Origin of the sequence: Photobacterium nomapromontoriensis, from assembly GCF_050336815.1 — a bacterium.
Taxonomy (GTDB): Bacteria; Pseudomonadota; Gammaproteobacteria; order Enterobacterales; family Vibrionaceae; genus Photobacterium; species Photobacterium nomapromontoriensis.
In genome coordinates this window covers 82,993-100,258 of the sequence record NZ_JAKJSL010000016.1, presented here as the reverse complement: position 1 = coordinate 100,258, position 17,266 = coordinate 82,993, and the positions used below count along the sequence as shown (strand labels likewise).

The following is a 17,266-nucleotide window of genomic DNA, read 5'->3' as shown; positions in this document are numbered from 1 at the left end:
AATCCCAACAAAATCAGTTTTAAACGTAAAAAGCATGTTATGCCTATGATTGTGCACTTTATTTAACAACGCTAGTCACCTCTTTCGTAAATTGTTTTCCTGTCCAAACAAATTTAATCTGATTCACTATTTCTCGGAACTCCCACTCAGGACTCATCCAAGTCCATGGTGATGCATCAATGCTGCCATCTTCATTTATATACAAATTGACAGGAAAGTTATTACTATCAGAAAAATACTGCTTTTCATCCAAAAACTCATTACTCAATACTTGAGTTAAACCAACATCTTTAAAATCAAGCGACTGAACAATATGACCATCTTCACTGATTTGATAAAAACTTATGTATTGAGATTGACCATGGTTCCCTAAAATAGAAGTGACAGAAATAACATACCCACCATTTTCTACTGGGTAAAGATGGATATCGACAGATCTCAATTCTAATCGATACGGCTCATTAGACATTACAGCAAAAGGACTACTACTGTCTTTTGTAATTGCAAACTCAGTATTTATTATATGTTCCTTCTCTTTTTTACTTATTGCTTCTTCAGCAGAAATATCTTCCAATTTTGAAGCAACAAAAAAATCTTGTGCGCTATATCCTGCAACACTTTCTGAAACATACACAATAAAAAACAGAATCAGCCAAAATTTCACCTGTTTATCTCTCACTACATAACACTCATTAAAATATTCACCAATTTTACTCAACCAGACAAATAAATACAGCGAAAAAGACAAAACAAGTGCTTTTAACGTGTTTTTACATTGGGCTGTGTATTCAAATTGAATCCCAGTGATACCAACAGCCCTCGCAGCAACCTCAACGTTCTATGCATATCAGCTATAAATACGGTAACGCCACCAAACCATGACCATTAAGCGCAGCGCACCAGATTGATTTATTGGTAACCTTATCCGTTATATATTTTATATTTATCCGTATAACTGACACCATTCACGTAACATGCTATCAAATGGTGATTTAATGGGGATGCCTGAATCACGGCTTTGATTAATATGGCAAGCATCCTTAGTCTCTTTATAGCATTTCATTCCAGCAGAGTTTGCCCAATAATACAGTCCCCAATTAACTAAATCCCAGTTCTCATCATACTGATTATATTCGTAATCGATGTAATATAAGCTATCCCCTATAGCAACAAAATTATCAGGAAAGTAATCTATATTCATGCCCGCATTCTTTAAAGCATAAGCCATTTCAAAAACCTGCTTAATGCAACCGTTTGGTAACGACCGTTTGATGATCAAATTCGTTACAAGATCACCATCGATATACTCTTTCACTAAGAAGTTTTCTTCTGTATTAACATCTAATAACTGTGGAACATTAATACCAACTCTCTTCAGTACATTGAATGCTTCAACTTCCAGTTCTACTTTATTTGCTTCACCAAACGTGTAATATGAACAAGGTTCATAGTGCATAAACTTGATCACATACTCATCACTGTCATTTTTAGCCAGGTAAGAATAGCCCGACTTGCCTTTGCCAAGAAACTGACAGATCGTTAACTTGCCAACTTTTGTGGTAACCGTTTGACCAACTGCATTAGAAATATCCATTTTTCCCTCTCACATATAAAATTCAATAAAATCTTTTCGAACTTATACTAGTTATTTAATAAATATTGTGATACACATGGCAATGCTTAATAAGCGTGGCTTTAATTCACTAAAAATAGAAACTCCCTACTTTAATATTTACCATGACAATATCGCACAACCGTCACTCAGATACACTGTGGAAAATTTCCACACAACAACAGCTGTAATAAACGATAGTAAGAAAACTAATAAATACATAGTATGTAGAATCATCCAAGTAGAAAAACGCCTATTTCAGGCGTTTTTATCATTCAAATATACACCTATTTTTTCCAGTTCCCATCAGAGAACTCACGTAAAAGACCATTGGATAGGACGCAGTAGTATTGTCCACTATCTTGGCTAGCAATTACCCCTCTACAATCTGTGTCAGATACCGTTATTGGTGTCCATTTGCCGTTTTCTTCCAACTTGTCAAAATCTAAATTACTTGAATTAAAGTTCATGGCAATACTCCATGACACGGTTTCACCTGATAATTCATTTAATACAAAGATCGGATTTGCTGGAATTCCTTTTAGCTCGGCCCATGTCGCACCATGATCCTTACTTTGATAGGCACTTGAGAATAATCCTTGATTACGCCATATAGTTATAACGCTTCCCTCATCACTAATAGATGCTCCACTAAACACCTCTGGAGTTTCCAATTTCGTATACTCCTTGCTACCTTTACTTACTCTAAATAGAGTATCACCAGGCAAAATTATGTATAAATAATCGTTGTCATCAATTAATGACATTTTAACTCCAAATGGAAACATTTCTTTTCCATTGATAGTAAATAATTTTTCAGCAATATTATTTTCAATTGTATACAAAGAAATTTGCGGGCTTATTTGTGTGTTAGACAAAACTGTAAATTTACCATCTTTAAGCGTTGGCTTCCATGTTCCCACATATAGTTTTTCTTTATGTTCTTTAATCCCGAAAATAAGTTCATCGCCTCCTAAACTAATTACCTCATTCCAACCTTTTTCAAAATCATTAGAAACCAATACCTTACCAGTTTCTAAACCTGCATATACTGCATTCAATTCTGTTACTTCCAATGCTAAAATTGCGTCAGTCGTTCCAGTATCGCTCACAGACCAGATTCCATTATTATTCACTTTCACTTTACCAAAGAAAGTACCAATCAAGTCATTTCCAAAATTATCAGACACTACTGCATTTGTAGTAGGAGATAATGACTTCACAAGCTCAAATACTTGGAAATGGTCTAAAGAGCCATCAAGAGTCAATTTATCCTGTGTCTGTTGAGATTTTTTACTCGCAGTAAGAATGGTATCCACAATGAAACCCATTCCACTTGAGCTAAACTTAATATCTCCAACGGATACCTTTCTATCAGATGAACTCCATTCTATTGGTTCTTCGTCTAACAATAGTTTAGGATTTTCTTGTACAACATCTGCTTCATATGAACCCTGACGAGGTAAGGACAGTAGTGTATATTTCCCGCCACCAAAATCTATTGGTATTAATTGATTCAAATCAGTCACCCTGCCAATTTCAACTATAATGGGGTTAAACTGCTCTTTATTCAAAGGCACAGTGTCAAAGCCAAGAATAGATTGAACCAATAAAGCATTGATCTGGTATTTACCAGGAGGAAGCCAACTCCATACGTTTTTTGTAGGTTTGTAACTATAGGTTGATGAATAGTTAAATACTTCGCCATCCTCTCTTTCTAGTACGAGACCAACAGGAATAGGACTATTGAACGATGCAATAACAATTCCTTGATCTTTAATTTGAGTGTAAGGGTCTATTTTAGGAGTAATTTGGCAGCCATTAACAAAAGACAAAACTAATAACAATGAAAATACGACTTTTATCTTATACAAAATGAAATTCCTTTTACAGCTAAGTTAAGCAGCGTATTACTGCATAATTTAAACTACTGTAATCACAGCAGTCGATTGAATTTTATTCGCCTGTATTGTTGCCAAATAAACTGAATTCTTACTTTCACCCGCCGACAAATTAACACTTCACATTACAATACTCTTAACTACACCGTTTAAAGTCAATAACTTACATATTTAAACGTTAACTGGTTCGCACATTCCTCCATGGATAACACACATAAATAACAAATCAATGCTAGCTATTTCTCAACGCGTAAAATTCAGAGCCTGTAACCCTCCACCAAAGGGTCAGCTATTACAGAAACGAGAAGCTTGAGGTTGCTTGGGTATGGATGTTGTCTCAGACTATCAGGTATAATGACTACCTCATTTTTAATCCAGTGCATCTTCAATGGCGAAAGCAAAACCTGTTGTTAATATTGAAACCTATGGGATTCATACCACCTGGGATGCTGAATCTAAACACCTGCCAAAAATCAAAACCTTCACAACAGATGTCCCGGCTGAAATTGATATCGAATTTGGCTTTACCGTGAACATCAAAAAAGCGCGGGGTGAGAAAATCCGCTATTGTATCTACCATCCGGATATTATGGACGATGATGGCAAAACCATGCTTCCATTTGATGGTGAACTTCATATCCGCACTAACGATTGGGATTTTTATCTGGGTGATACTATCTGGGCCCCTATTGCGGATAAAATAGGTCCTTGGTGGATGACCATTGAACTGCATGGAAAAATTGTCGCCGAAAAAACCTTTAATCTGTATGCCAAAGACGAAGCGGATTTCTGGAAACGCCGTGGTTACTGATACCCAGATGCTAATAGCTAGGCACAACTACCCGAACGCAACCGTAATGACTTTTCGTAATAGGAAATACTGTGAATACCCATAACCCTGCCGATACCATCATTGTTCTGGATTTTGAAACCACCGGCCTCTCACCGAATATGGGCGACCGCGCGATTGAAATCGGTGCGGTAAAAATCGAAAACGGTCAAGTTGTTGATCACTTCCAGCAGCTCATGAACCCAGGCTTTCGGATCAGTCGCTTCATTGAAAACTATACGGGTATAAGCAACGCCATGTTGGCACAAGCCCCGTGCTGTGAAACTGTGATGGATCAATTTGCTGACTTCATTCAGGGATATAACCTGCTTGCACATAATGCGTCTTTTGATCAGCGTTTTCTTGATGCTGAGCTTGAACGGATCAATCGTAGCTATGATGGTCAGTTTGTCTGTTCTTTATTGATTGCGCGCCGTGTCTATCAGGAAATGCCAAATCATAAACTGGGCACCTTGGTTCACGAGCTCAACATTGATAACGACGGAACATTCCACCGAGCCTTGGCCGATTCGGAAATGACTGCCAAACTTTGGTTGCGTTTACTCAATGATATTGAGCAGCAATATCAGCTACCAATGCCCTCGTTTTCTATGATGCACAAATTAGGTAAAACAACGAAAACCTCTGTACCCACTTATCTGCGTAAACTTGCCATACAGCAGACGAAGTAGCGATGACATTAATCCCCAAGTTCATTTGAAACACTTGTGGATACTCGATGAACAATAAAATTGGAGCTTTATGATATGGGACTGTTTAGCGCATTAATCGGCAACGCTGGCGAAATGAGTCAAGAAGATGCCACTGAAGAGTTAGCAACAATTCTTGGAAATGGCGAGCAAATCGAGCTCGCCTATAAGCTGATTCGAGACATGATTATACTGACCAATCGTCGCCTCATCTTGATCGATAAACAAGGAATGACCGGGAAAAAGGTAGAATACCGCTCTATCCCTTACAAATCTGTCACGATGTTTACCGTAGAAACCAGTGGCCATTTTGATCTTGATGCTGAATTGAAAATTTGGGTTTCAAGCCAATCGGAACCTCTAAACCTTGAGTTTAATGGCAAAACTAACGTTTATGCCATGCAATCACTATTGGCCGAAAAAGTCGCTGGCAAATAGTGACGGCATGACGAGCCCCTTTATGGGGCTCTACAACAGTATTTTACTAATCCATTGGGCAATATCTTTAATCTGTGGATAGCACACTTGATGCTCCATCGGATATTCTCGCCAGTTAGGTGCAAAACCCAGTTGTTGCAGTGCAACAATGGCGTCACGCCCCATCGATGGCAAAACCACGGGATCATATATTCCGTGCATTACTTCAATCGGCAGCGCTTGGTTGGCCGCTGAGACGACCACACGATCAGCTGTTGGGAAATAGGTTGAGAGCGCCAATAACCCGGCTAACTTTTTCGGATAACTGAGTGCAGCATGGTAAGCCACTGCACCACCCTGAGAGAAACCAGCCAGGATGATACGTTCGCTATCGATACCACTGGCAATCTCATGATCAATTAAATTCGCGACTTGATTAGCAGATGCAATCAGCTGTTCCGTATTGAGTTTTCTTCCGGATCCCATTTCAAGAATGTCATACCAAGCGGGCATTACCATGCCACCATTCACCGTAACAGATATAGAGGGCGAATGAGGAAAGATGAAACGAATGGCCGCATCAGAAGGCAACTTTAATTCTGGCAAAATGCCTTCAAAATCATGACCATTAGAGCCAAGGCCATGTAACCAAATAACAGCGGCGGTAGGTGTTACCGTCGGCTCAACAATAACAGCAGACAGTGCATTCATCGGTGGATTTCCTGAGAGGACTAAAAAAATAGCCCTCATCATATACCTAAATTTCATTCACGCCTAAAGGCTATTCGAATGAGGATACAACATATTATTCAGGAACCACTCGTGCCGTACTACCATCCATATTGACTCTGACACGCTGGCCAACACGAAACATCATATTCGGGTTAGCTTCTTGCACCACAGCAACGGTTTTACCCGTGTTATCCATCTTAATGGTGATATTAACGCCGTTACGACGTGTGACGCCTTCTCCCGCTTTACTGCCCGCATAGCCACCGAGTAACCCACCCCCAATTGCGGCAATATCCGATCCAGAGCCACCACCAACTTTCGAGCCTAAAATGCCCCCGACAGCGGCCCCAGCGAGAGCACCAATCATCTGTCCTTCGCCTTCACCTTCTATGGTTACTGGCTCAAGTTTCGTAATCGTACCATAGTAGACCTGCTGTATCGTTCTGGTATCTGCCACCCCGTATGAGTCACCATAGGGGTTGCTTGAACAACCGTATAAGCCGAAAAAGCACAACATAATTATCAGAGGGTATAGATTTTTCACATCATCACCTATTGCACGTTGGGTTATGTACCTTGCCGTAAGTATAGCAAGCACACCTAGTGGCTTTGTCGCAGACAATGGGCTTACCCCAATAGGCAAGACAAGCATTGCTCGATAAACAAGCAGCCAGTAAATAACTGCACACCTATCAGCGCTAAAATATTGCTTTTTTCTGCTAAGCGGTTAACTTAAGCTGCCGCTGTTGATTTGTTAGACAGGTGGTAGCGTTTTACTATCAACTTTCACTTGTCAGCTTAAATTTAATGTAGACACAAGCAATGAAAATTCATCTCACAGTACAGCAATTCACCGTGTTGCTGTTTGGCTTATCGCTTGCTGCGCTTACCGCTTATTTAAGCCAACTTTTCACTACGGCTTATAACAATACAGACAGCCATCTTTTCACTTCAGACATTCTCGACTCTCGCCGTCAAAATGGGCTTTTTGACAGGGATACTCACTCCCCCCTATTGCACAGTAATGATGCAATAGTCCGAAATATGGATGGACCGTCCTTCGACAGTCAACCACTGTTAGTAACATTAACGCAATCCATTCTATGCGCCGAGTATATTCACCCCTATAACCGCCGGGCATTGGTGCAAAACTGGCGTCTCATCGCAATGATCGCAACAGTACTACCTGCTGAATTTTATCATCATAGTATCAGTAACCATCGACTGGGCGGGTGGAAAGAAACGAACATCCAGTTCCGATCTATCTCACAGCATGCCTAATACACCAACATTTTATGTTCTTATAGTACCAGCAGATAGTAGTTCTCTGGACCCGATCAGTACACTCGTGCAATGAGTGATACTTCTTTTGATTTTTAATAACTTTGCATTTTTATGTCCAATTACAGACCAAGAATTGATTTTCCTTTATTGATTGCTATTTCGTTGCTGATTTTACTTGGCTCACTGACGGTATGGAGCGCCAGTGGCTTTAGTGAACCGATGCTTGAACGTCACTTGATCCGCGCCATGATTGCAATTGGTTGCATTGTGGTAATGTCATCCATTCCTCCAATTAAATATCAACTTGCGGCCCCATATTTATATGGCATTGCCGTGTTGTTACTAATCGGGGTTATCGTCATGGGTGACAGTACCAATGGCTCTCAACGCTGGCTGGCCATTGGTCCTATTCGTTTTCAACCATCGGAAATGGTTAAAATCGCTGTGCCAATGATGGTTGCATGGTTATTGGTCGTCGATGCGGGTCGCCCTGACTTAAAGAAAATTGCAATTTGTCTTCTCGTCACGGGGGTTCCTGCGGGGCTGATCTTCATTCAGCCAGATCTTGATGGTGCCATTTTTACCGTGATATATGCGCTGTTTGTGCTCTATTTTGCGGGGATGAGTTGGAAAATAATTGGTTCATTCCTTGGGGGGATCGCTACGGCAGTGCCGCTATTATGGTTTTTCGTCATGGAAGCGTATCAGAAAAAACGAGTCACTCAGTTTCTTGACCCAGAATCAGACCCACTTGGTGCGGGTTACCAAATTATTCAATCACTGATTGCGATTGGTTCTGGCGGATTACGTGGTAAAGGTTGGACAAACGCAACTCAAGGCCACCTTGGCTTCATACCAGAAAGCCACACTGACTTTATTTTCTCAACCTATGCCGAAGAATGGGGATTTTTTGGTAGCTTGCTACTACTAGGATTGTACCTATTCATCACTGGTCGAGTGATATGGCTAGCCTGTCATTGCGAATCCCCGTTTAACCGCCTAGTGAGTGGCGCACTGGCACTAAGTTTCTTCCTATATGCATTCATTAATATGGGCATGGTAAGTGGCGTATTACCGGTTATGGGTAGCCCGTTACCTTTCTTTAGCTACGGAGGTACCGCCATGATCACCCAGGGCGTCTGCTTCGGGATCATCATGTCCCTGTGTTTGTACAAACCGTACAAAAAGACGAAATAGTATCAGGCTCATTCAAATGTAATCTGAATATCACTATAAACGCGGCTAAGCCGCGTTTTTTTTACACGCACCAGCAAATAGCCAATACGGGTGATCAATCCGATTCATTAGTTCAGCGTATAAACCCAAGTTACCACTATATATAGAACTCAGAGCAAGCTCAGCAGGCTCCATTCAAGAAGATGACACGAACATCTTGAGGTTGCTTGGGTATAACGAAGTCACTCTTTTCTTGATTTGTCATTCGTTTTCATGTTTATTCGATACAATATACTTAATTCAAGGAAGAGTTATGAAAGACGAAACATTATCTATCCATTTTGGATATGAAACAGACCCCACCACAAAGTCTGTTGCCACTCCAATTTATCAGACGGTTGCCTACGAATTTGACGATGCCCAGCATGGTGCTGATCTTTTCAACCTTGCCGTACCCGGCAATATCTATACCCGCATAATGAACCCGACCAATGATGTTCTCGAAAAGCGGATGGCCGCTCTTGAGGGGGGGATCGCTGGGTTAGTGGTCAGTGCTGGCAGTGCTGCAATTAACTACGCCATTCTCACACTGGCACAATCTGGTGATAACATCGTATCAACACCACAATTATATGGCGGCACCTACACCCTATTTGCCCATATGTTACCTCAACAAGGCATTGAAGTTCGCTTTGCTAAAAACGACAAGCCTGAAACGCTAGCGGCACTGATCGATGAAAAAACCAAAGCGGTTTATTGTGAAAGCATCGGTAATCCGGCGGGTAACATTGTTGATTTAGAACGCATTGCCGAATTAGCCCACCAGCAAGGTGTGCCTGTCATTGTCGACAACACGGTGGCCACCCCCGCGCTATGTAAACCTATCAAGTTTGGTGCCGATATCGTCGTACATTCACTGACTAAGTACGTAGGTGGGCACGGCACAACTCTCGGTGGCGTCATCATTGATTCTGGTAAATTCCCTTGGGCAAAGTTCAAACAACGCTTTCCGGTAATGAACCAGCCTGAGCCGTCTTATCACGGTGTGGTTTATACTGAAGCGTTTGGTGATGCAGCCTTCATCGGTCGCGCACGCACTGTGCCGCTTCGAAATACGGGTTCTGCCTTATCACCGATGAATGCCTTTATGCTACTTCAGGGGCTAGAAACACTTCCTCTTCGCATGGAAAGACACACAGAAAATGCCCTTAAGGTTGCTGAGTACCTCAAGACTCACAGTAAAGTCAGCTGGGTCAGTTATGCGGGCCTGCCAGACTCACCCTATTACCCATTCGCGGAAAAATACATGGGGGGTAAACCATCAGCAATCCTCTCCTTTGGCCTCAAAGATGGTTATGAGGCAGGCATACGTTTTTACGACAGCCTGAAAATTTTCAAGCGACTTGTAAATATTGGTGATGCTAAGTCATTAGCCTGTCATCCGGCCTCCACCACACATCGACAGCTCAGTGAACAAGAACAGCATCAGGCCGGTGTTAGCCCTGAAATGATCCGGTTATCGGTGGGTATCGAGCATATTGACGATATTCTGGCCGATTTAGAGCAAGCGCTACACGCATAACCACAACATTATCAGGCCCAATGATAGGGCCTGATATTGTTGTTGGTATATTATTTGGCATAATGAAAAAATATATTACTTCAAACTATAATGGTTACCATGATCTCATTACATCAACTATTTAATGCCACATCACACACTTTTATTTTCGCTACAGTCGTGTTTAGCTCTCTAACATGTGCTAACAACTTTACCTATAACTACGTTGAAGTACGGCTTCCCATTAACCCTAACGGTATTGGCGCAGCCGCAAGTTTACAATTACATCCGAATGCACATGCTATTTTTGATGCGGAAAGTAATTTCAACAATGACTGGCAAGTAAAGGCAGGCGTTGGGTTTCATGCACCAATCAATATCCGTTCAGACATCACAGGAGACTTTAAAGTTGTCTCAGTAAAAAATGACAAATTCGATACGACTCTTGGCCGCTTAGGGACAGAATTAAATCTTGGGATTTCAATGTGGTTGTTGCCGCGAGTGCAAACTGGTACTGTTTTAGGTGTTATGCATCTCGATAAAGACATAACGAAATTTAATCTATATGCCCGATTTCATGCCACAGATACATTCTCGATTGGGGCAGAATGGCGTATAAAAGACATAGAAGATCAAAGTGTTATGATTTCTGCAAGATACCCTTTTTAACGCTCCTCTCTAGCATTCATCGTTGAATAAATATACTAAATCCAATAAAACATTTCGCGCTTCCGATTATAAATATCAAGCATTATTGCTGACTTATCATGACCAATTTTTCTTAATAACACAGGACAATAGTGAGACAGCACTCACAAATAAAGTAGAATATGATCACTATTTGCACCCATTAGTGATCGTGATCTCACAATATTATCACTGTGACTCATATTATTGCGCCTACTTTTAGACAATATAATAAAGCGTTATGAAAAAGAACCTATTAGCCTCTACCATACTTCTAGCATTATGCGGCAATGTATTTGCTGCCGATGGTGACCTTGTGGATGTCACTATTCTTGGCACGTCTGATATTCACGGTCATTTTATGCCTTGGGATTATGCCAGCGATAAAATCAATATGCGCGGAAGCCTGAGTCAAATTGCAACAAAAGTAAAAAATATTCGACAAGAACAGAATAATGTCATTCTAGTTGATGCTGGTGACACTATTCAGGGTAATTTTGTTGAAACATTTAAAGACGAGCCAACCGATCCTATGATGCTCGGCTTCAATGAAATGCAATACGATGTTTGGGTATTAGGTAATCACGAATTTGACTTTGGTCTTGATATTCTCAACCGCTCACTGACTCAGTTTAAAGGCACCTCGTTAGGCGGTAATATTAAGCAACCTGATGGCAACCCTTTCCTTCCTGCCTACAAAATTATCGAAAAGCAAGGGATCAAAATCGGAGTCATTGGGATGGATACCCCTATGACCCAAGTGTTTGCTGAAGGCACCAACCGCCTAAATGGCGTTACCTTTACCAATCCATCTCTTGAAGTCAAAAAAGTCATCAAACAAATTGATGACAAGGTTGATGCTATTGTTCTAGTCGCTCATATGGGCTTAGATAACGAAAACAATATTGCTGCTACCGGCGTCACTGACATAGCCAACGATAACCCTGAGCTAGATGCAATTGTTGCTGGTCATATGCATACCCGTATCGATAAAGCGACCGTCAATGGAGTGATCATCACTGAACCTGATAAATATGGCCGTGCACTTTCTCGTATCGATCTTCAATTTGAAGAGAATGATGGTAAATACACACTAGTCAATAAAGATAGCTACACCTATAAAATAAAAGGCACTCAGTCTGATGAGAAGATGGAGGATCTTTATGCCCCTTACCACAAACGCCTGCGTGAAAATGCCAATCGCCCTGTTGCGACGCTGACGGGTGTCGATCTTGTTCCTGAAAACGAAATACGTGGTATTCCACAGGTTCACATTCAAGATACAGGTATTAGTGCCCTATACCAAGAAGCCAGTATGCATTACGCCCCTATAGCGAATGTTATTGCATTGCAAATTGACAATGATAAAGCCGAACTGGATGTGGGCCCAATCAAATCTAAAGACATCGCCTTTAACTATCAATATGCAGGTGGTGAAATTACCGTCTACGAGATGACAGGGAAAGAACTCAAAACTTACATGGAATGGTCGGCTGGTTACTTTAACAGCATAGAGCCCGGCGATATTACCTATAGCTTCAACCCTGAGCGCCGAGCATCTAAATATTCAACTAACGATTTCTTTGCGGGTGTGAACTATACAATTGATCTAACAGAACCTGCAGGACAGCGAATCAAGCAACTGCAATTTAAAGACGGTAGCAAGATCACTGATTCCACAAAAATTCGTTTAGGTATGAACAGCTACCGCATGGGCCATCTGACTAAAGATGGTGGCGTATTAGAAGGTAAGAGCTTCCCTGTTTTATTTGATACAGAAGCGGAATTCGGTGAAGATGCCGGTACCATTCGCAATCTCACCATTCGCTACTTGAAAGAAGTGAAGCACGGCCAGTATGAAGGAAAAGCGATGCACCGCTGGGCCTTATCTGGTCTTGAGGGATATGAAAAAGAACGTGAAATTGTCAAAGCACTGATCAATGAAGGCAAAATTTCCGTACCAATGAGTGATGATGGGCGTTATACCAATATTGCATCCATTAATGTTAAGGAACTGATGTTTGCTTCTGCGAAAGACGCCGCAGCTTTCATCAAAAAGCAAAAACAGGCACTTAAAACCGCCAAAGGTGTGCAAGCTGATAACATTCAAAGAAACATCATCATTACCGAAGCATTAAACAAAGCTTCTTAAGTACTTCAGGCGGTAGTATCTTTCATCGATGCTACCGCTTAAAGCTTTACCCCCATTCGCCCTTCCTTCTTTCATCCCCTAATTTTCAGTCTAAGCTTGATGGTAACGACCCACACACACATAGGCTGTTATGTCTGAATATCAACAACCTGCCCTACAATCACCTTATACTGTTTGCCTCTTGCTTTATGAGAATTTTGATCTTTTAGAGGTGGCATCGCTGATTGAAATCTTTGCCATGCTACCTGAACAGTTTGTCATCCAGCTTGCTTCCGAACACGCTAAACCCGTTCAAAGTCAGCAAGGGATACGACTTGATACGGACTTAAGTTATTATGGCGCGCAGGAATTTAACATACTGGTTGTTCCCGGAGGAAAGAGTATAGAGAATGCAGTCCACAATGCCCCGCTTGTGGAATGGTTAAGTAAACAGGATCACGCTAATCGATATATTTGCGGACTCGGTACCGGCACTGCACTGCTAGCAAAAGCAGGTATTTTAGCTGATAAGTCAGCGACAACGAATAAACGTTATTTCCATTGGGTTAGTAGTTTCGGTGAAGATGTGAATTGGATACCCGTCGCTCGCTGGGTACAAGATAACCGTATTTTTTCCTCGTCCGGAGGCACAGCTGCCATCGACATGACACTGGCACTTATCGCTTGGCTCATTAATGAAGAAACAGCCCGAAAAGCGGCTATCAATCTAGAATACATTTGGATAAATGATCCTAGGGACGATCCCTTTGCGCCACTCCATCTTGTTGAATAAATGCGAGCAGAGCAAAGGCATCTTTCGGTATCAATCTAACAAATAACAATAAGCCTAGTACTTTATTCCCACATCACATAGCAGCCTGCTTTTTCCGCTGCTTTAAGTAAATCAATCAGCGGTGTAGCCCTGGTATAAAGGCTAACAACAGGCTCTACATCTAAATCGTCAACATCCACCTCTTCTTCCTCGGGTAATTCAGTGATCTCAGGCTGTTGTTCGCTCTGATGAATTTGTTCAGTGGCGAGTGTCAGTTTCTCTAATGCTTCTGCAATATCTTCAGGTTCGATAGCTCCCGGAACATTCTCACTATGTCCCATCATGCGCAACATTTGCTTCGCTACATCACCAAACATCATGACATTGCCACATGCTTTACACTTAAATGTTACTAACATCTCTATATTCCTTATTTCGCTTATCACGCCGAGCGTATAGATAACCGGTTACAGCGCCAGATATTGCCCCAAAAAGATGGCTTTCATAACTTATCCATTGGTTAACAGGGAAAAAACCCCACACCATCGAGCCATAAAAAAACATAACAAGCACTGCAATCGCTATCGATTTGATACTTCGATACATTACGGCATAGATCAATAAGTATGCCCATAGGCCATATATTACTCCACTTAGGCCAATGTGGTAGTGCATTCGACCAAAAATCCATATACCTATGGCACTACCAACCCAACTGATCACAAAAACAGCAATGAGTCGAGATACACCTGAACGCGAGACCAAAAAGGCTAATATTGAAAATGAGATTAAATTACTGACTAAATGCCCCCACGAGCCATGAATAAAGGGGTAAGCGGCCAAGCCAGTTAAATGACCAAAGTGGCGAGGTAACACTCCAAAATCAGACAAAGAACCAGCAGTCATGATATTAATAATATGCGTAACTATGCACACAATCACAACCAATGAAATAAATTTAAGGGTATCCTGATCCTTTGTCTGCAAGTATTGCCTCCTTGGTAATTATCAAAATATCAGTGTTACCAAAACGATTGGCGCTGCTGATAATCTAATTCTTTCTGCTTATTACGTTGCCGCTTACCTGCAATCATAAAATTTCGGCCAAGCAGCAAACGTATTTGACTAAATGTTTCATGGGCCAGCAAAAAACGCTCCGAGCGATTCCAACATCGATTAGTGGTTAATTTAATGGCAGCCAAAGCATCAGGGGACCCTTTCGTGAGTTGATCGCACAACGCTCTTGCCATAGCTAATGGATTATCACTGGTATCTGTAATTAAATTCATCTGCTTTGCATCATAACCTGTGACAATCTCGCCCGTCATGGTCAGCTTCATTGCTATATCTTTTGCTACGATTTCTCGAAGTGATAATAAGCCCGCCATATCGGGAACTAAACCCCAACGAACTTCCATGATAGAGAGTTCACTGTCAGGGGTCGCAAATCTAAAGTCAGCCCCCAAGACGATTTGCATGCCACCACCATAACATTTGCCTTCAATCACTGCGATAACAGGAAATGGAAGTTTACGCCAATTTCGCGAAACACGTTGTGCAAGGTTTGCATTACCCGGCAACCACTTAGCCAGCAATGAGAGTGCTTTTGATTTAGATGTCGCGACACTTTTAATATCAAGTCCGCTGCTAAAGTTTTGCCCCGCTCCCTGCAAAATAAGTGCTCGGACATCTTTGCGGTGCATTAACGACTTACTGATCTTATCTAGCTCTTGAAACACAGCCATATCTAATGCATTGAGTTTATCAGGACGATTAAGGGTCACCGTCACTATCCCTTGATCTTGCTCTACAATCAGTCGATCCCATCCCATTTTGCTACTCCCCTAATCTGGTCTGTCCAGCTTAATGAAAGTACACATTAACATAAAAACAACATATAAAACCCAGAGCATTATCAATTCTTTTTAAATCCCAATACTTCTGCAGATAAAATCCACTCTGAGGCAGTTGGTGATGATAATGGCTCAATAGTATGAATAATGGTGGTTATGTCACCACCTGTACAGGTGGTACCTGTCGGTGCTATCGTAGCGCTAAATAAGGGAAGACCATTTCGATCAGAAACGCACCAATCATCACGCATTTTTCCGCTTTTCAAGCGACAAACTCGTGCGATTAATTGGCGATATTCTGCTAATGAACCCATTTTTTCATCCAAGCACCACAACCGCTCATACGCAATATATCCATCTCTTGGGTGATAGACTTTTCCTGGGATCATTGATGTTAAATCAAGCACGCCTCCCCGGGTTGCTTTCACGTACTCTTCAGATAATGTTGCAATATCTTTCCCGAGCTCAGGTTCCGGCTTGGAATACAAGCTACTCATGCACGCTACGGAAAAATAGCATATTCCGACTATCAGCCATCGTTGATGATTCATCATATTCAATGGATCTCCACTCGATTCATAGGTGGCTTGGCTATAAGCATAGTGGGTAATGACTTCTGCTGGGGACTCATTCCGATATCATTAGACTGGCAGAGCTGCAGGTTTGCTATTGATCGTCTACGCTATTAATTACCTACTCAATAATGGTTTGTGGTTCCAATGAATGTAGAGTCTGATTCACGTTTACTGATCGCCGATACAACAGATATTCTTGATGCTTTTTTGGATAATGGTTTACATCGCGACTTTCAAATCTATTGTCAATTTCCTCACTGTGCCACGATCAATCAAAAGGTTCGACAAGCACACCCTCTATTAGTTGAGTTTAATGATGGCATCGTTATCTCTGCTTACCATTCATTGAGCTAAATAGATTTAATTTACAGTATCTTCGTCACACCCTAAGGTTTCTAACAGATAGGAATCAGCCATGCATAAATCGTTATTTATTATTGCGTTTACTGGCAGTCTAATAGCTTGTACTTCCGCAGTAACAACCGATTACAGCGACACCGCCAATTATAGCCAGTACAAAACTTATCAATTTGCCACTACCCCTCCAGATGCCGTCACTACATTGGATGGTGAACGGGCTAAAGATGCCCTCTCTACAGCACTATATACCAAAGGACTGAAGCCTGTGACGAAGGATGGTGACCTCACCGTTCGATATTCTATTTTGGAACAAACCGATTACAAATCATATGGTACCGGGTTCGGTTTTGGCTATGGCTACGGTAACACCACAGCAGCATATGCCATGCCTGTTGATTATCGCGAATACCACTATGGTAAACTGGTGGTTGAACTCATCTCGAATGCGAGCAATCAAGTCGTATGGCGAGCTGAATCACAGCGTAAGTTGACAGAATCAATGTCTGCAAATGCTAGAAGAGAATTTATTGATAGCCAAATCAATCAAATGTTCAGCCAATATCCGCCACCATAGTCACTAAGCACAACAGGAATCTGCGAGTATGGGTAATTTCAGACATAAAAAAACCTGGCATGACACCAGGCTCTCTGCTTATTACCCAACCG

General features: G+C 41.5%; 20 protein-coding genes. 11 read left to right on the top strand and 9 right to left on the bottom strand.

Annotation, left to right across the window (positions count from 1 at the left end; translation table 11 throughout):
- Positions 1 to 58: 58 nt before the first annotated feature.
- The 3 genes from L4D12_RS02395 to L4D12_RS02385 form a co-directional block, all read right to left on the bottom strand.
- Positions 59 to 679 carry a hypothetical protein gene (locus tag L4D12_RS02395; RefSeq protein WP_428446220.1) on the bottom strand — a complete coding sequence of 207 codons (621 nt, stop codon included), beginning with the start codon at positions 677 to 679 and terminating at the stop codon, positions 59 to 61.
- Positions 680 to 943: 264 nt separating this feature from the next.
- A complete protein-coding gene (locus tag L4D12_RS02390) occupies positions 944 to 1,594 on the bottom strand; it encodes a BUD32 family EKC/KEOPS complex subunit (protein WP_428446219.1) in 651 nt (216 codons plus the stop codon).
- 305 nt (positions 1,595 to 1,899) lie between these two features.
- A complete protein-coding gene (locus L4D12_RS02385; protein ID WP_428446218.1) occupies positions 1,900 to 3,486 on the bottom strand; it encodes a hypothetical protein in 1,587 nt (528 codons plus the stop codon).
- Positions 3,487 to 3,901: 415 nt separating this feature from the next.
- Here L4D12_RS02385 and L4D12_RS02380 point away from each other — a divergent pair, with 415 nt between their 5' ends.
- The 3 genes from L4D12_RS02380 to L4D12_RS02370 all read left to right on the top strand — a co-directional run bounded on the left by L4D12_RS02380 (position 3,902) and on the right by L4D12_RS02370 (position 5,490).
- Entirely contained in the window at positions 3,902 to 4,324 is a 423-nt protein-coding gene (locus L4D12_RS02380) for a DUF3859 domain-containing protein (RefSeq protein WP_428446217.1), read from the top strand.
- Positions 4,325 to 4,395: 71 nt separating this feature from the next.
- Positions 4,396 to 5,034, top strand: a complete 639-nt coding sequence (locus L4D12_RS02375) for a 3'-5' exonuclease (RefSeq protein WP_428446216.1) — start codon at positions 4,396 to 4,398, stop codon at positions 5,032 to 5,034.
- 75 nt (positions 5,035 to 5,109) lie between these two features.
- Positions 5,110 to 5,490 carry a PH domain-containing protein gene (locus L4D12_RS02370; protein ID WP_428446215.1) on the top strand — a complete coding sequence of 127 codons (381 nt, stop codon included), beginning with the start codon at positions 5,110 to 5,112 and terminating at the stop codon, positions 5,488 to 5,490.
- Positions 5,491 to 5,520: 30 nt separating this feature from the next.
- Here the strand turns inward: L4D12_RS02370 and L4D12_RS02365 are convergent, their stop codons facing one another.
- Positions 5,521 to 6,180, bottom strand: a complete 660-nt coding sequence (locus L4D12_RS02365) for an alpha/beta hydrolase (RefSeq protein ID WP_428446214.1) — start codon at positions 6,178 to 6,180, stop codon at positions 5,521 to 5,523.
- A gap of 94 nt (positions 6,181 to 6,274) precedes the next feature.
- Positions 6,275 to 6,718, bottom strand: coding sequence for an outer membrane lipoprotein (locus tag L4D12_RS02360; RefSeq protein WP_428446364.1), 444 nt, complete (start codon positions 6,716 to 6,718; stop codon positions 6,275 to 6,277).
- A gap of 305 nt (positions 6,719 to 7,023) precedes the next feature.
- Between L4D12_RS02360 and L4D12_RS02355 the strand changes: the two genes are divergently transcribed.
- From L4D12_RS02355 to L4D12_RS02330, 6 genes are all read left to right on the top strand, one after another.
- Positions 7,024 to 7,482 carry a hypothetical protein gene (locus L4D12_RS02355; RefSeq protein WP_428446213.1) on the top strand — a complete coding sequence of 153 codons (459 nt, stop codon included), beginning with the start codon at positions 7,024 to 7,026 and terminating at the stop codon, positions 7,480 to 7,482.
- A 114-nt stretch (positions 7,483 to 7,596) separates the two neighbouring features.
- Positions 7,597 to 8,682, top strand: a complete 1,086-nt coding sequence (gene rodA / locus L4D12_RS02350; RefSeq protein ID WP_428446212.1) for a rod shape-determining protein RodA — start codon at positions 7,597 to 7,599, stop codon at positions 8,680 to 8,682.
- Between the two features lie 292 nt (positions 8,683 to 8,974).
- Positions 8,975 to 10,243: an O-acetylhomoserine aminocarboxypropyltransferase/cysteine synthase family protein gene (locus L4D12_RS02345; RefSeq protein ID WP_428446211.1), complete on the top strand. Its 1,269-nt coding sequence runs from the start codon at positions 8,975 to 8,977 to the stop codon at positions 10,241 to 10,243.
- A gap of 99 nt (positions 10,244 to 10,342) precedes the next feature.
- Positions 10,343 to 10,891, top strand: a complete 549-nt coding sequence (locus L4D12_RS02340; RefSeq protein WP_428446210.1) for a hypothetical protein — start codon at positions 10,343 to 10,345, stop codon at positions 10,889 to 10,891.
- Positions 10,892 to 11,150: 259 nt separating this feature from the next.
- Positions 11,151 to 13,061, top strand: a complete 1,911-nt coding sequence (locus L4D12_RS02335; RefSeq protein ID WP_428446209.1) for a bifunctional metallophosphatase/5'-nucleotidase — start codon at positions 11,151 to 11,153, stop codon at positions 13,059 to 13,061.
- Positions 13,062 to 13,191: 130 nt separating this feature from the next.
- Entirely contained in the window at positions 13,192 to 13,833 is a 642-nt protein-coding gene (locus tag L4D12_RS02330; RefSeq protein WP_428446208.1) for a DJ-1/PfpI family protein, read from the top strand.
- 62 nt (positions 13,834 to 13,895) lie between these two features.
- On the opposite strand, the gene L4D12_RS02325 is transcribed toward L4D12_RS02330, so the two are convergent.
- From L4D12_RS02325 to L4D12_RS02310, 4 genes are all read right to left on the bottom strand, one after another.
- A complete protein-coding gene (locus L4D12_RS02325; RefSeq protein WP_428446207.1) occupies positions 13,896 to 14,231 on the bottom strand; it encodes a DUF1840 domain-containing protein in 336 nt (111 codons plus the stop codon).
- A complete protein-coding gene (locus L4D12_RS02320; RefSeq protein WP_428446206.1) occupies positions 14,215 to 14,799 on the bottom strand; it encodes a rhomboid family intramembrane serine protease in 585 nt (194 codons plus the stop codon). Before L4D12_RS02320 ends, L4D12_RS02325 begins: the two co-directional genes overlap by 17 nt.
- A gap of 35 nt (positions 14,800 to 14,834) precedes the next feature.
- Positions 14,835 to 15,644, bottom strand: a complete 810-nt coding sequence (locus L4D12_RS02315) for a crotonase/enoyl-CoA hydratase family protein (RefSeq protein ID WP_428446205.1) — start codon at positions 15,642 to 15,644, stop codon at positions 14,835 to 14,837.
- Between the two features lie 83 nt (positions 15,645 to 15,727).
- Entirely contained in the window at positions 15,728 to 16,219 is a 492-nt protein-coding gene (locus L4D12_RS02310; RefSeq protein ID WP_428446363.1) for a hypothetical protein, read from the bottom strand.
- A gap of 165 nt (positions 16,220 to 16,384) precedes the next feature.
- Between L4D12_RS02310 and L4D12_RS02305 the strand changes: the two genes are divergently transcribed.
- Both L4D12_RS02305 and L4D12_RS02300 read left to right on the top strand, forming a co-directional pair.
- Entirely contained in the window at positions 16,385 to 16,594 is a 210-nt protein-coding gene (locus L4D12_RS02305; protein ID WP_428446204.1) for a hypothetical protein, read from the top strand.
- 61 nt (positions 16,595 to 16,655) lie between these two features.
- A complete protein-coding gene (locus L4D12_RS02300) occupies positions 16,656 to 17,174 on the top strand; it encodes a DUF4136 domain-containing protein (RefSeq protein WP_428446203.1) in 519 nt (172 codons plus the stop codon).
- Positions 17,175 to 17,266 lie beyond the last annotated feature (92 nt).

Coding starts and splice junctions, on each gene's coding strand:
- L4D12_RS02390 (WP_428446219.1), bottom strand. CDS start 1,594: ATGGATATTTCTAATGCAGTTGGTCAAACGGTTACCACAAAAGTTGGC.
- L4D12_RS02335 (WP_428446209.1), top strand. CDS start 11,151: ATGAAAAAGAACCTATTAGCCTCTACCATACTTCTAGCATTATGCGGC.
- L4D12_RS02380 (WP_428446217.1), top strand. CDS start 3,902: ATGGCGAAAGCAAAACCTGTTGTTAATATTGAAACCTATGGGATTCAT.
- L4D12_RS02300 (WP_428446203.1), top strand. CDS start 16,656: ATGCATAAATCGTTATTTATTATTGCGTTTACTGGCAGTCTAATAGCT.
- L4D12_RS02370 (WP_428446215.1), top strand. CDS start 5,110: ATGGGACTGTTTAGCGCATTAATCGGCAACGCTGGCGAAATGAGTCAA.
- L4D12_RS02360 (WP_428446364.1), bottom strand. CDS start 6,718: ATGTTGTGCTTTTTCGGCTTATACGGTTGTTCAAGCAACCCCTATGGT.
- L4D12_RS02355 (WP_428446213.1), top strand. CDS start 7,024: ATGAAAATTCATCTCACAGTACAGCAATTCACCGTGTTGCTGTTTGGC.
- rodA (WP_428446212.1), top strand. CDS start 7,597: ATGTCCAATTACAGACCAAGAATTGATTTTCCTTTATTGATTGCTATT.
- L4D12_RS02345 (WP_428446211.1), top strand. CDS start 8,975: ATGAAAGACGAAACATTATCTATCCATTTTGGATATGAAACAGACCCC.
- L4D12_RS02325 (WP_428446207.1), bottom strand. CDS start 14,231: ATGTTAGTAACATTTAAGTGTAAAGCATGTGGCAATGTCATGATGTTT.
- L4D12_RS02305 (WP_428446204.1), top strand. CDS start 16,385: ATGAATGTAGAGTCTGATTCACGTTTACTGATCGCCGATACAACAGAT.
- L4D12_RS02310 (WP_428446363.1), bottom strand. CDS start 16,219: ATGATGAATCATCAACGATGGCTGATAGTCGGAATATGCTATTTTTCC.
- L4D12_RS02315 (WP_428446205.1), bottom strand. CDS start 15,644: ATGGGATGGGATCGACTGATTGTAGAGCAAGATCAAGGGATAGTGACG.
- L4D12_RS02330 (WP_428446208.1), top strand. CDS start 13,192: ATGTCTGAATATCAACAACCTGCCCTACAATCACCTTATACTGTTTGC.
- L4D12_RS02365 (WP_428446214.1), bottom strand. CDS start 6,180: ATGAATGCACTGTCTGCTGTTATTGTTGAGCCGACGGTAACACCTACC.
- L4D12_RS02340 (WP_428446210.1), top strand. CDS start 10,343: ATGATCTCATTACATCAACTATTTAATGCCACATCACACACTTTTATT.